Raw genomic sequence first — 13,775 nt, forward strand, 5'->3', positions numbered from 1 at the left:
GCCACCGATTTGTGCTATAACTGTTAGCCTGTTTTTATTCTGAAGAGTTGTCCATGTCATTAGATAATCAACATATTAAAATTCGCAGTGCCGTACTGGGTGCTGCCGGCTATAGCGGTGCTGAGCTATGTGCTTTACTTACAGCAAACCCTTATTTTGAGCTGTGTTACGCCTTTGCCTCTGCCGGGCGTGAACCTGAACCTTTTGCCAGTTTGTATCCACGGTTTCAGCAGCAAATTGATATTCTGGTTGAACCCTGGTCTGATAACTTGATTGAAAAATTGGATATCGACGCGGCTTTTTTAGCGCTACCGCATGAAGCCAGTGAAGAGATTGCACCTAAGTTGCTGGCTAAGGGTATTAAGGTATTTGATTTATCGGGGGCCTTCCGGTTAAAGCAGCCTGAGCTTTATCCACAGTATTATGGCTACGCCCATCAACACCCAGAGCTATTGGCACAAGCCGTTTATTCATTAATGGAATGGCAAACTGGCCCGCTGGGTGATCTGGTGTCTGTACCGGGTTGCTATCCCACAGCGTGCTCACTGGCCTTGTTACCAGTATTAAAAGCCCATTTAGTCGCAGATGACTGTATTCCGGTGATTAGCGCCACCAGTGGTGTATCAGGTGCGGGCCGTAAAGCCAGTTTAAGCACCTCGTTCTGCGAGGTAGGACTTAATGCTTATGGTTTCTTTAAGCATCGGCATCGCCCAGAAATCGAACAAAACCTGGGTCGTAAGGTGGTATTTACCCCGCATTTAGGCAATTTTAAACGCGGTATTCTGGCTACCTGTGTGGTGAATTTAAAAGCTGGGGTAACCCCTGAGCAAGTTACCGAGGCCTTTACCGCGGCTTATCAACACAAGCCACTCATTCGCTTTAGCAGTAAATCACCCAATGTCGCCGATGTGGCCGGTACGCCATTCTGTGATTTATTCTGGCAACAAGACGGCGAGCAACTGGTGATTATGTCGGCCATTGATAATTTATTAAAAGGTGCCGCTGCCCAGGCAATGCAAGCGGCTAATGTCAGATTTGCCAAGCCAGAAATAGCGGGCTTGTTGCCTGGAGCCTTAGTATGAAGCCGGTAGTATTAAAAATGGGCGGTCGTTTATTACAGGATCGCAATGCACTGGATGCCTTACTGGCGGTATGTGCCCGTATTAAACAGCAGCGGCCGGTCATTCTGGTGCATGGCGGTGGCGATCAGGTTGACCAATGGTTGGCTAAGTTTGCTTTTAACACCGAGAAAATTGATGGCCAGCGCGTCTCCCCAGCTGAGCAAATGCCAGTTATCGCTGGAGCCTTAGATGGCGCGGTCAATGCAGAGATGGTCAGTCGTGCCATGTTACAAGGTTTAAAGCCGGTGGGATTAAACCTCTCTGCCGGTAATGCTTGCCAGTTCACAGTTAACACCAAGCTTGGCGCTGTCGGTATTGCGAAGCCGGCTGATGCAACCTTACTGAATGTGCTACTTGCTGAGGGCTTTACCCCAGTATTTAGCTCTATTGGTATTGGTAGCGAGGGCCAGTTATTAAATGTGAATGCCGACCTAGCCGCGGCCGCAATCTGCCAGTTAGTTAAAGGCCAACTGGTGTTACTGACCGACGTGCCGGGTATTTTGGACGGCAATATGCAGCTTATTCCTGAGCTTTCTACTGAGCATGCGGCGCAGCTAGTTGCGCAAGGCGTGATTAAAGGCGGCATGAAAGTGAAGTTGGATGCGGCCTTAGATACTGCAGCGGCACTGCAAAGCAATATCGTAGTGGCTGGCTGGCAGAACCCGAATGATTTAGAGAACCTGATGCAGGATAAGCCTGTTGGCACCTGCATTTTGTACTAACCCCAGCGCCATGGCGCTCTAGTAATAAGGATACCGCTTAGCGGATAACGCGTGTTTTATGAGTAAATTAACCCAGCTGCTATGTTTAGCTGAACTGGACCAAGCACAACTGTCAGCCTTATTGGATTTGGCCCTCCAAATCAAACAGGCTCCGCAACATTACCAAACTGCGTTAAAAGGACGTAGTATTGCATTATTGTTTGAGAAACCCTCATTGCGAACCCGCGTGAGCTTTGATGTGGGGATCAACAAGTTGGGTGGACATAGTGTTTACCTGGATTTGCAAAATGGTGCTATGGGCGTGCGAGAGTCCGTTGAAGATTTTGGCAGTAATCTCGCATGTTGGACTGATGCGATAGTTGCACGGGTTTACTCACAAAAAACCTTGGTCCAATTAGCGCTAAGTAGCAAAAAGCCTGTTATTAACGCCTTAAGCGATCTTTATCATCCTTGCCAGGCCTTAGCCGATTTATTAACGCTAAAAGAGCAATATGGTGATTTAAGCAAGGTGCATTTGGCCTTTGTCGGGGATGGTAATAATGTTTGCCACTCTTTAATGCTCGGTGCGGCGATTCTGGGGATGGATTTGACGGTAATTACCCCGCAAGGTTTTGGACCTGATGCCCATGTATTATTAAAAGCGCAGGAAATGGCCCGGCAAAGCGGTGCTAAACTCACCTTGAGTCAGCATGTGTCTTCAGCAGCCGGCGCTGATGCGATTTATACTGATACCTGGCTATCGATGGGGACACGGGCCGATCCGGCCTTGATAGAGCAACTGTTTGTCCCTTATCAGATCAATACTGCAGTGATGCAGCGCTTAGCCGTAAAGCATTTTATGCATTGTTTACCAGCACATCGTGGCCAGGAAGTGACCAGTGAAGTATTGGACAGTGAGTATTCTTTGGTATTGCAGCAAGCCGAAAACCGGATGCATGCGCAAAATGCCGTTTTAGTCAGTTTATTTAGTTGAGGTTGATGATGAGCGCGAGCAACGTTAAGAAAGTCGTATTAGCCTATTCAGGTGGTTTAGATACCTCGGCTATCGTGCCTTGGTTAAAAGATAACTACAACTGTGAAGTTATCGCTTTTGTTGCCAATGTGGGGCAGGGTGACGAGGAGCTGGCAGGTGTAGAAGAAAAAGCTATTAAATCTGGTGCCAGCAGCTGCTATGTAGTGGATTTGCGCGAAGAGCTGGTTAATGAAGTGATCTTCCCAACGCTGAAAACCGGTGCGGTGTATGAAGGCCAGTACCTATTAGGTACTTCCATGGCGCGCCCTGTGATTGCCCGTGCTCAGGTAAAATTAGCCCTGGAGCTGGGAGCTGATGCGCTGTGCCATGGTTGTACCGGTAAAGGTAATGATCAGGTGCGTTTTGAAGGCGCCTTTGCGGCGTTGGCTCCACAATTAAAAGTAATTGCCCCGTGGCGGGAGTGGGAGTTTAATTCACGGCAATCTTTGCTAGATTATTTAGCTGAAAAGCAAATCCCTACCACAGCTTCTGCTACTAAGATCTATAGCCGTGATGCTAACCTTTGGCATATTTCGCATGAAGGTGGCGAGATTGAAAACCCTTGGAATGAGCCTTCTGATCAAATCTGGATGTGGACTAAATCGCCAGAGCAAGCGCCAGATCAAGCGGCCTATGTTGAACTTAGTTTCGAAGCCGGTGAACTGACGAAAATTAACGGTCAAACGTTTGATGGGGTTGCAGCCATTGAGCTATTAAACGAACTCGGTTCAGAGCACGGTGTTGGCCGTATCGATATCGTCGAAAATCGCTTAGTGGGTATGAAATCCCGTGGTTGTTATGAAACTCCGGGTGGTACCATTTTACTGGCTGCATTAAAAGGCTTGGAAGCCCTAGTGTATGATCGTACTTCGCTGAAATACCGCGAAGAAGTGGGGCAGGAGTTTGCTCAGCTGGTCTACGATGGTCGCTGGTTTACGCCACTAAAAGACGCCTTACTGGCTGCTGCTACCTCGCTGGCACAGCAATTGACAGGTGATGTGGTGATTAAACTGTATAAAGGCAACGTGACGGTAGCGAAACGTCGCTCGCCTAACAGCCTTTACTCTGAGGCCTTTGCTACCTTTGAAGGTGACGAAGTCTATAACCAGAAAGATGCGGAGGGCTTTATCCGGTTGTACAGCCTGGCAAGTCGCATTCGCGCCTTACACGCGAAAAAGGATTAAGCATTATGGCTATGTGGGGAGGTCGCTTCACCGAAGCGACATTGGCAGAGTTTCGTGACTTCAATGACTCACTGAGTTTTGATTACCAGTTGGCCTTGCAAGATATAGAAGCATCCCGAGCCTGGGCTGCAGGCTTATTAAAAGCCGGTATTATTAACCAGGGGGAAGCGCAACAATTAGATGCCGGTTTAGCGGATTTATCGGTAGCTATTGAGGCTGATCCCAAGTTGCCGTTACAAACGCAGGAAGAGGATATCCATAGTTGGGTAGAAGCGCAGCTTACCGCTAAGTTAGGGGATGTTGCCAAAAAACTGCACACCGGCCGCAGCCGTAACGATTTAGTGGCTACCGATCTGCGCTTGTGGACCCGTTTAAATGCTGGTCATGTCCGCCAGTCTTTGTTAGCGGCAATTAAAGCCCTGTTAGTATTTGCAGAGCGTGCTAAAACCGCGGTTATGCCTGGCTTTACCCATTTACAACGGGCACAGCCGGTGTTAGTGGCACACTGGGCCTTGGCTTATGTAGAAATGTTTAAGCGTGATCTGGGGCGTTTAGATGACGCTGTAGCGCGTTTAGACAGCTGCCCACTCGGTTGCGGAGCCCTGGCAGGTACTGGTGTCGCCATAGACAGACACACGCTGGCGCAGCGACTAGGTTTCGCCTTGCCAGCTGCCAATAGCCTAGATGCGGTATCGGATCGCGATTATGTGGTAGAGCTGTCCGCTGCAGCAAGTTTATGTATGACGCACTTATCACGTTTATCTGAAGATGTGATTTTCTTCTGCTCAGGCGAAGCGGGTTTCTTTAAACTGGGTGATGCTATCAGTAGTGGCTCATCCTTAATGCCTCAAAAGAAAAACCCAGATGTGTTCGAATTATTACGTGGTAAAACAGGTCGCGTATTGGGCCATCTGGTAGCCATTATCCATGTGATTAAAGGCTTACCCCTGGCTTATAACAAAGACATGCAGGAAGACAAACAGGGCTTTTTTGACTTGATGGCGACCTGGCAGCAATCTTTGTTAGTGCTGGCTACCGTATTACCGCACTTAAGTGTTAATGAAGCACAGTGTCGTCTTGCCGCCGAGCTCGGTTACAGTAATGCGACCGATCTGGCCGATTATCTGGTAGCGAAAGGCATTCCATTCCGTGATGCGCATGAGTTATCCGGTGCTTTAGTGTTGAAGGCCTCTGCTGCTAAGGTAGCATTAGAAGCTTTACCGTTAGCAGAGATGCAGCAGGTTTGCTCACTGATCACAGAAGATGTATTTGCGGCCCTAACCATTGAAGCCGGCTTGGCTAAGCGTAATGCCTATGGTGGTACTTCACCCGAGCAGGTGCTTGCGGCGTTAAAGCAAAGTCAGCTTTGGTTTGATAGCTTGTTAGTGTAGAAAATAAGACCTAAAAAAAACCGGCAACGCCGGTTTTTTTAGGTCTGAAATTATCCGAATGTTATTTTAGAATAACTCGTCGAGTTCTTCGGTCTTATCTTGTTTTTCATCACCAAACTGAATTTGTTGTATGCTACCAGAGGCGTACTGAGTCGGTTCGGTACCCAGTTTAAAAAACTCAAAGGTACTGGTGTAATCGTTGCGACGGCTTAATAAACCTGAGGCTAAGTCAATTCGCACTGAAGAAATACCTATGGGGGTTGTGGAGTTTTGCTGCGGGTAAGCCGGCAGCACCTCGCGCATAAAACTGATCCAGGCTGGTAACGCCGTGCGGGCGCCCGCCTCAGTACCTGCACTCTGCTCACGGCCTAAATTGGCATTCCAGGTTGCCCGACCTAAACTGCGATTAGCATCGTCAAAGCCTACCCAACTAGTGACAACTAACTGCGGTGTGAAGCCAGAGAACCAGGTGTCTTTAGAATCATTAGTAGTACCTGTTTTACCGGAGATATCCCGACGGCGTAAGCTTTGTGCTTGCCAGGCGGTACCATTCCAGCCAGTACCTTGTTGCCAGTCACCGCCTCCCCAGACACTGCTTTTCAATGCATCAGCAATTAAGAACGCATTTTGAGCACTGATCACTCTGGGTGCCGATAGTACAGGCTTATCTGGTGCATCTTCTATTACAGCAGAGTCACTGATAGTCGTGGCTAATGCCGTGCTATCTGTGTGGCAATCATCGCAGGCTACAGCAGGTTGATGTTGATAAATTAGCTGGTTCTCAGCGTTAAATACTTTATCAACAACATAGGGTTGCACCAAAAAACCACCGTTTGCGAAAACAGCGTATCCTGTAGCTACCTCTAACGGAGTTGATGAAGCTGAGCCTAAAGCCAGGGTTTCATTTCGTGGCAAATCATTAGCGGCAAAACCAAACTTTTGTAGTTGCGCAATACTGGCATCAATACCAACACCACGAAGTAACCGAATGGAAACCACGTTTTTTGATTTTGCCAGGGCCTCGCGGATCCGAATTGGACCATCGTAAACTGCAGGGGAATTTCGTGGTCGCCAAGCAACACCTGCATTACTATCCCATTGATGAATAGGTGCATCGTTCATTATGCTGGCAAGAGTGTAGCCTTGCTCCAAAGCAGCAGAATAAATAAAGGGTTTAATATTAGAGCCTACTTGTCGTTTAGCTTGAGTTACCCGGTTAAACTGGCTTTGTGCGAAGCTGAAACCACCTACCAGGGCTCTAAGCGCACCAGTTTGAGGATCCAGAGCTACTAACGCACTGCTTACCGTAGGTATTTGACTTAAACGCCAGTTATCGTCTTGTTGGCGTACCAGAATATGCATACCCGGAGCCAGGATTGCTGCAGCAGTTTTAGGGGCACTGCCTTGACGCTCGTCATTTATAAAACTGCGAGCCCATTTCAAACCATCCCACTCTAATACAACAACCTGGCCCCCTTTTAACATGACTTCGGCGCTTTGCTGTGCCACGGAGGTTACCACTGCAGGTACAAGATCTTCGATACCCTGTTGCTGATCTAAATATTGTTGCAATTGCTGTTCGTCCAACCGACCAGATTCGCTAAATTCAGGTTTCTCACTATCACTACTAACCAGGCGAGCTTGCCATGCCAATGCCACTGGGCCGCGATAGCCGTGGCGATCATCGTAATCATAAACGTTTTGTTGCAGGGCGCGGCGAGCAGCTGCCTGCTGTTGGCTATTGACGGTAGTATAGACTCTAAAACCGTCGGAATACGCCATGTCTTCACCAAAACGTTCAACCATCTGTTGGCGAACCATTTCGGCAATATAAGGTGCAGAAGCGGTAATTTGTGCACCATGCAGCCGACTAGTGACTGGTGCAGCAATGGCTGAATCATAAGTTGCTTTATCAATGGCGCCGGTATCAAGCATACGGCCCAACACCACGTTGCGTCTGGCTCTCGCATTACTGGCTGAGCGCACTGGGTTCAAAATAGAGGGCGCCTTGGGCAAACCGGCAATAATAGCCATTTCATCCACGGTAAGTTCATGCACTGTTTTACCGAAATAGACCTGTGCAGCAGCTCCCACACCAAAAGCGCGCTGCCCAAGTTCAATTTTATTGAGATAGAGCTCTAAAATCTCATCTTTAGTCAATAACTGCTCAATATGGAAAGCCAGGAAAATTTCTTTAACTTTGCGGATCAGTTTCTTTTCGCGCGATAGGAAAAAGTTACGGGCTAGTTGTTGAGTAATAGTGCTGGCGCCCTGACTGAGTTCCCCTGAGGTAGCCACTACCGAAGCCGCTCGCATAATACCAATGACATCAATGCCTGGATGTTCATAAAAACGGGTGTCTTCTGTCGCCAGGAAAGCTTGGATGAGCAGTGGCGGCATTTCATCGAGCTTCAGCGGAATACGACGTTGCTCACCAAACTGCGAAATGAGTTCACCATCAGCAGTGAATACTTGCATAGGTGTCTGCAAGCGCACGTCTTTTAACGTAGCAACGTCAGGAAGCTCATCCTTAAGTAACAAATAAGTTACTAAAATAGCACCTAAACTTAATAAAAAGCCAAGTACTAAAACAATTAAAAGTTTTTTAAACCAAGACACAGTGTGACCCCAACTTTTAACTCCCAATTCTGTTGTAGTACTGCTAGTATATATTTATTAGACTGAGATTAAACGCTTTTTCTTGCTAAAAACTTAGGTCTGGGCTAAGAATAATTAAACAAAAACTGATAGACAATTAAGTGACTACAGGACGCTATGATTAAAAGCCTGTTCAGTAAAAAATCACCAGTAATGGTTGGTGTAGATATTGGCTCTCACTCAGTTAAAGCAGTGTTATTAAGCCTGCACAACGGTTATTACAAAGTAGAAGCCTTTGCTGTTGAGCCAATGGCAAAAGGCGCTATGACAGATCGAGAAATACAAGATATCGAAGCTGTCGGCGCAATACTTTCTAAAATTCGAAAAAAAATTCCTCGCCCAATCAAGTTTGCTGCCGCAGCGATATCCGGTTCAACGGTTATTAGTAAAGTCATTTTCATGGATGTGTCCTTAACTGACGCTGAACTTGAAAGCCAGATCGAAGTTGAGGCTGATACTTTAATTCCCTACCCGCTGAATGAAGTAAGTCTGGATTTTGAAAAATTAGATGTAAATGAATCTGACCCCTCGAAAGTTAATGTGTTACTGAGTGCCGCCAGAACTGAGAGTGTGGAGGCCCGAGTTGCGGTACTGGCTAATGGTGGCTTTTCGGCTAAAGTTGTTGACGTCGAAAGTTATGCGTTAAGTCGCGCAGCGGATCTTTGCCTAAGCCAATTACCTGCAGATGCGGCAAACAAAGTGGTTGCGGTGGTGGATATTGGCGCCACTATGACGCTTTTAAGTATCGTGGAGTCTGGTAAAACACTTTACACTCGTGACCAGGTATTTGGCGGTGAGCAATACACCCGGAGCATTTTGTCATATTACAACAAAAGCTACGATGAAGCAGAGCTAGCAAAGGTAACAGGTGATCTGCCACCTAATTATACGTTTGAAGTTCTTGCCCCCTTTCAAACTATGCTACTGCAGCAAATTCGCCGTGGTATTCAAATGTATTTGACGAGTAGTGGCAAGGATGCAGTTGATTATCTCATTGTTTCTGGTGGCTCAGGTATGATTGAGGGAATAGATAAACTGCTGATCGATGAACTTGGTATTCATACTATCATCGCTAATCCTTTTAGCAGTATGGAACTAGCCTCTTCAATAGACCGCGATGCTCTGCATAAATATGCTCCGCAGCTGATGGTTGCCAGTGGTTTAGCACTTAGGAGCTTTATACCATGGCATATATAAATTTATTACCTTGGCGGGATGCCGCCCGCAAGGAAAGGCAAAAAAACTATATTTTGGCTTTAGCCTTGACTGCTTTAGCAAGTTTCTTAGTTTTTTTTGTTATAAATCAAATTTATAACGCTCGCTTAGACGGGCAGGCGAAGCGTAATCAATACTTAGAGAGTGAGATCCGTATTTTAGACCAGCGTATCGCAGAGATTCGTAATCTCACTGAAACTAAACGTAGTTTGCAGCAGCGTATGACCTTAATAGAACAATTACAGGGCAGCCGTAATCTTGGTACACAGATTATGTCCGAAATTGCTAAAGTTGTTCCTAATGGCGTTTATTTGACGCAGTTAGAAAAAAGAGGTTCGACTTTACTGTTGGTCGGGAAAAGTGAGTCAAATAATCGACTCTCTAATATGTTGCGTGAGGCAGAGCAATCGGAATTATTGGCCGAACCCTATCTTGAGTTTATAGAAGCAGGTAAAGAGCGAGCCAGTTTGCTAAGTGATTTCAAAATGCACTTAAAAATTAGTGGTTATGAAGCGCTTGAACAAGCCGCAGGGGGTGCTCCTAGCAACACCCAAGGAGGTCGATGATGGGTTTTAATATGAAATCCTCTGATTTTGATATTAACGATATTGACCTGGAAAACATGGGTTCTTGGCCATTAATGGTGAAGTTTATTTTTGCCATTATTATTGCCGCTATAGTTTCAGTACTAAGTTATTATTTACTGATCGATAGTAAGATTGATCAACTTAATGCGGCTACGCAGAAAGAGGTTGAGCTTAAACAACTTTACCAAACGCGTTATGCTTCTGCTGTTAACTTAGAAGTATATCGTGAACAAATGAAGGAAATGGAGCAAACGTTTTCTTTCTTGCTAAAACAGCTACCTACAACCCATGAAACACCAGGTTTGCTTGATGATATTACCTATGTAGGCACTACCAGTGGTCTCAATTTTATCAGAATTAACTGGGAACCAGAGATAGAAAAAGAATTTTACACTGAGTTACCTATTAGAATTGATGTAATAGGCAATTATCACCAATTCGGTAATTTTGTTAGCGAAGTAGCAAAACTTCCAAGGATAGTAAGTCTACATGATTTCACTATTCAGGCCGATAAAGACGAGCGTTTGCGTTTTAACGTGGTAGCTAAGACTTACCGCTATAAGGAGAGCACTAAATGAGGGCATTAATACTAGCTTTCATGGCATTAGTGCTTCTAAGTGGTTGTTTTGACAACTTGGATGATATTCAAGCTTATATGGATAATGTAAAAGCCACTACCAGACAGAGAGTGGAGCCGTTGCCACAAGCCAAAGCATTTACTCATATTGAATATGCCGCTGCCGATCAACGCAGTCCTTTTGTCGCACCTACGCCAGAAGCAATTCAGGATCGATTTTTGCAGCAACAAGATTGTTTGCACCCAGACCCAAATCGACGTAAGGAATTGTTGGAGCGATTTTCTTTAGATAATCTTAAGATGCGTGGCACTTTGGGCGGTGGTACTAAATTGTGGGCGCTTATTGAGTCAGCAGATAACGTTGTGCATAAAGTTTCGACCGATAATTATATGGGACTGTTTCACGGCAAAATCATGCGTGTCGAGCCCAATTATATCGATTTAATGGAATTAATCCCTGACGGCTCGGGATGCTGGATAGAACGAACCACGAGAGTCCAGATGTTCGAAGCTGCGACAGCAGGTAATTAGGTGTGCGAGTGAATCATGGATAAATTAACTAAAATAAAAAATGTGGGATCTAGTGGCTGCCGGTTATGTTTACTAGCCTGCCTGCTAGTAATGCTGCCAGTTTCAGCGGCACCATTATTGTATGAGGTTCGTTATAACCCGCTGTTGAATGGTGAAACAGAAATTGAATTCATTTTTGATGAAGCCTTACAGCAGGAGCCGGAGGTACAACTCTTAACCTCCCCAGCGAGGTTAAGTGTCAGTTTTACCGCAGCTGAGTTAGAGCCGCGCTTGGCAAATGTTGCTATTGACAGTGCAGGCGTTACTCAAGTTCGCTCTTCGCTGACTGAAAATGGCGTCACCTCAGTTATTGGCATGAAATCATTAAAAGTATATCGAACTCGCTTGAATGATAACATCTTTGCCGTCCATTTGGCTGAGACACCGCAAATAACCCGTCCAGGTTCGGTTTCCGAAATAAACCCAAGTTTTATTAATAAGCTACAAGCGATAGACTTTCGTCGTGGTGATAAAGGGGAAGGTCGAATTCTGGTTTTTCTAAAAGAGAATTCTGCTGCAGTTGATGTTCAGGAAAGATTAGGCAAGCTGGAAATTGAGTTTCATAACACCGCTATCCCTGATGAGTTGTTATATCAGTTAGACGTCATGGATTTTGCTACAGTTGTTAAGGGCATAGAAACCTTTAAAGAGGGGACTTCGACACGCTTAGTGATCGAAACGACAGAGCAGTTTACTTATAGCTATCAACAAATAGATAATATTTTCACGGTCAGTTTGCAAAAAGAGCTAAGCAGCAGAGGCTTGGGAGCGAAAAAGGAGTATAAAGGCCAGCCAATCTCACTAAACTTTCAGGATATTCCAGTCCGTACGGTATTACAGATCATCGCTGACCATAACGGTTTCAATTTAGTTACCAGTGATTCTGTTACCGGCAATGTAACGCTAAGGTTGGATGGCACACCCTGGGATCAAGCGCTAGACATTGTGCTGAGAGTGAAAGGGCTAGACAGAAGAATGGAAGGCAATATTTTAATGGTAGCGCCTACCGAAGAGTTAGCGTCTCGCGAGGCGCGTGAACTTGAGGCTCGCCAGCAAGTAGAACAACTAGAACCATTGTTCTCAGACTTTTTGCAGATAAATTATGCCAAGGCCGCTGATTTAGCCGGTTTGTTGTCTAATCGTGAAGCGACGTTACTGTCACCTCGTGGCAGTGTTGTGGTAGACGAACGCACCAACACCATATTGATTAAAGACACTGCGCGCAATATTGAAAGTGTCCGGCGTTTGATTGAGCGTTTGGATATACCCGTTAGGCAAGTCTTAATTGAATCAAGGATTGTCACTGTTAACGACAACGTTACTGACGAATTGGGCATACGTTGGGGGTTAAGCGATCAGCAAAGCAGTAGTGGTGGTAATAGAGGTGTTTCTGGTACTTCTACCGGAGCCAACAATATTTCGACCGGCAATATGCCTGCATTAGATGATCGTTGGAATGTTAATTTACCCGTGGCCAATCCGGCAGGTAGCATCGCCTTTCATGTGGCGCGTTTAGCTGATGGCACTTTGCTTGATTTAGAATTATCGGCGCTGGAGCAGGAAAATAAAGGCGAGGTTATTGCCAGCCCGCGTATTACGACATCAAACCAAAAAGAGGCACGTATTGAACAAGGTGTAGAAATTCCTTATGTGCAAGCGGCTTCTAGTGGTGCCACAACGGTAGAATTTAAGAAGGCGGTGTTAAGCTTGACTGTTACACCGCAAATTACACCAGATAATAAAATCATTCTAGATTTAGTGATTACCCAAAATACCCGTGGCGAAACAGTACAAACGCCTACAGGGCCTGCAACCGCAATAGATACACAACAAATTATGACACAGGTATTAGCCGATAATGGCGAAACTATAGTGCTCGGTGGTATATACCAACAGCAAATAGTCTCAACGGTAAGTAAGGTACCTTTTTTAGGCGATATTCCTTATCTTGGGATTATGTTCCGCAATAAACGTGAACTTAACGAAAAAAGTGAGCTATTAATATTCGTTACACCACGCATTTTAACTGAGGGGCAGTAACCCTTTACGCCGTGCAACAGTGTTGTGCTGTTGCACTAGCTGAGTGGTAAGTCAGAATTAACTTGCCAATGAAAGGCCATTCCTGACATAATTCAGCGCTTCAATTTTTCGTGGGAGCCTAACGGTCCTTGAATTCAACTTTTCTTTGAGTTAGCTGATTTAGCAATACGACATATGGCAGAAAAACGTAATATCTTCCTAGTGGGTCCTATGGGTGCAGGTAAAAGCACAATCGGCCGCCATTTAGCAGACATGCTGCATCTTGAATTTTATGATTCTGATCAGGAAATTGAACGCCGTACCGGTGCTGATATTGCCTGGGTTTTCGATTTGGAGGGAGAGGAAGGGTTCCGTGTGCGTGAAGAAAACGTCATTCAGGATCTTACCGAACTCCAGGGCATAGTGTTAGCGACTGGTGGTGGTTCTGTACTTAGCAAAGAAACACGCAATCGCTTATCGGCGCGCGGTATTGTTGTTTACCTGGAAACACCTATAGAAAAACAGGTAGCCAGAACACAGCGCGATAAAAAACGCCCGTTACTGCAAACTGAAGAAGAACCTAAAGAGGTGCTTGAGAGGTTGGCTGCGGAGCGTAACCCGTTATATGCAGAGATTGCTGACTTTACGGTGCGGACTGATGATCAAAGTGCTCGGGCTGTGGCGAATCAAATAATCGAACAACTTGGTTTTTAACACCA

The 13,775-nt window shown here is 45.7% G+C and carries 12 protein-coding genes; 11 read left to right on the plus strand and 1 reads right to left on the minus strand.

Annotated elements, in window-relative coordinates; all coding sequences use genetic code 11:
* The first annotated feature begins 53 nt into the window (after positions 1-53).
* Genes argC through argH form a run of 5 tightly spaced genes read left to right on the plus strand, consistent with a single transcriptional unit; the run spans position 54 to position 5,430 of the window.
* Complete coding sequence (gene argC, locus IE163_RS03540; protein ID WP_189430239.1) at positions 54-1,082, plus strand: N-acetyl-gamma-glutamyl-phosphate reductase; 1,029 nt, start codon at positions 54-56, stop codon at positions 1,080-1,082.
* Positions 1,079-1,843 carry an acetylglutamate kinase gene (gene argB / locus IE163_RS03545; RefSeq protein WP_189430242.1) on the plus strand — a complete coding sequence of 255 codons (765 nt, stop codon included), beginning with the start codon at positions 1,079-1,081 and terminating at the stop codon, positions 1,841-1,843. The genes argC and argB overlap by 4 nt, the downstream gene beginning before the upstream one ends.
* 58 nt (positions 1,844-1,901) lie before the next feature.
* Positions 1,902-2,816: an ornithine carbamoyltransferase gene (locus IE163_RS03550; protein WP_189430245.1), complete on the plus strand. Its 915-nt coding sequence runs from the start codon at positions 1,902-1,904 to the stop codon at positions 2,814-2,816.
* A gap of 8 nt (positions 2,817-2,824) precedes the next feature.
* On the plus strand, positions 2,825-4,039 hold the full coding sequence (locus IE163_RS03555) for an argininosuccinate synthase (RefSeq protein WP_189430482.1): 1,215 nt from the start codon (positions 2,825-2,827) through the stop codon (positions 4,037-4,039).
* Positions 4,040-4,044: 5 nt separating this feature from the next.
* The gene (gene argH / locus IE163_RS03560; RefSeq protein WP_189430248.1) at positions 4,045-5,430 is read left to right on the plus strand and encodes an argininosuccinate lyase; all 1,386 of its coding nucleotides are present in this window, start codon (positions 4,045-4,047) and stop codon (positions 5,428-5,430) included.
* Positions 5,431-5,496: 66 nt separating this feature from the next.
* Here argH and IE163_RS03565 read toward each other — a convergent pair whose 3' ends face one another.
* Positions 5,497-8,049: a penicillin-binding protein 1A gene (locus IE163_RS03565; protein WP_189430251.1), complete on the minus strand. Its 2,553-nt coding sequence runs from the start codon at positions 8,047-8,049 to the stop codon at positions 5,497-5,499.
* A gap of 156 nt (positions 8,050-8,205) precedes the next feature.
* Between IE163_RS03565 and IE163_RS03570 the strand changes: the two genes are divergently transcribed.
* The 6 genes from IE163_RS03570 to aroK all read left to right on the plus strand — a co-directional run bounded on the left by IE163_RS03570 (position 8,206) and on the right by aroK (position 13,770).
* A complete protein-coding gene (locus tag IE163_RS03570; protein WP_189430253.1) occupies positions 8,206-9,285 on the plus strand; it encodes a pilus assembly protein PilM in 1,080 nt (359 codons plus the stop codon).
* Positions 9,273-9,869 (plus strand): PilN domain-containing protein, encoded by a 597-nt coding sequence (locus IE163_RS03575; protein ID WP_189430255.1) that lies wholly within the window; start codon positions 9,273-9,275, stop codon positions 9,867-9,869. The genes IE163_RS03570 and IE163_RS03575 overlap by 13 nt, the downstream gene beginning before the upstream one ends.
* Entirely contained in the window at positions 9,869-10,468 is a 600-nt protein-coding gene (locus IE163_RS03580; RefSeq protein WP_189430484.1) for a type IV pilus inner membrane component PilO, read from the plus strand. The genes IE163_RS03575 and IE163_RS03580 overlap by 1 nt, the downstream gene beginning before the upstream one ends.
* Entirely contained in the window at positions 10,465-10,998 is a 534-nt protein-coding gene (locus IE163_RS03585; RefSeq protein WP_189430257.1) for a pilus assembly protein PilP, read from the plus strand. Before IE163_RS03580 ends, IE163_RS03585 begins: the two co-directional genes overlap by 4 nt.
* 15 nt (positions 10,999-11,013) lie before the next feature.
* Entirely contained in the window at positions 11,014-13,077 is a 2,064-nt protein-coding gene (locus IE163_RS03590) for a type IV pilus secretin PilQ (protein ID WP_189430260.1), read from the plus strand.
* Positions 13,078-13,251: 174 nt separating this feature from the next.
* Positions 13,252-13,770, plus strand: coding sequence for a shikimate kinase AroK (aroK, locus tag IE163_RS03595; protein ID WP_189430262.1), 519 nt, complete (start codon positions 13,252-13,254; stop codon positions 13,768-13,770).
* Positions 13,771-13,775: the final 5 nt, after the last annotated feature.

Source organism: Alishewanella longhuensis (assembly GCF_014653435.1).
In the GTDB taxonomy this organism is placed as follows: Bacteria; Pseudomonadota; Gammaproteobacteria; order Enterobacterales; family Alteromonadaceae; genus Alishewanella; species Alishewanella longhuensis.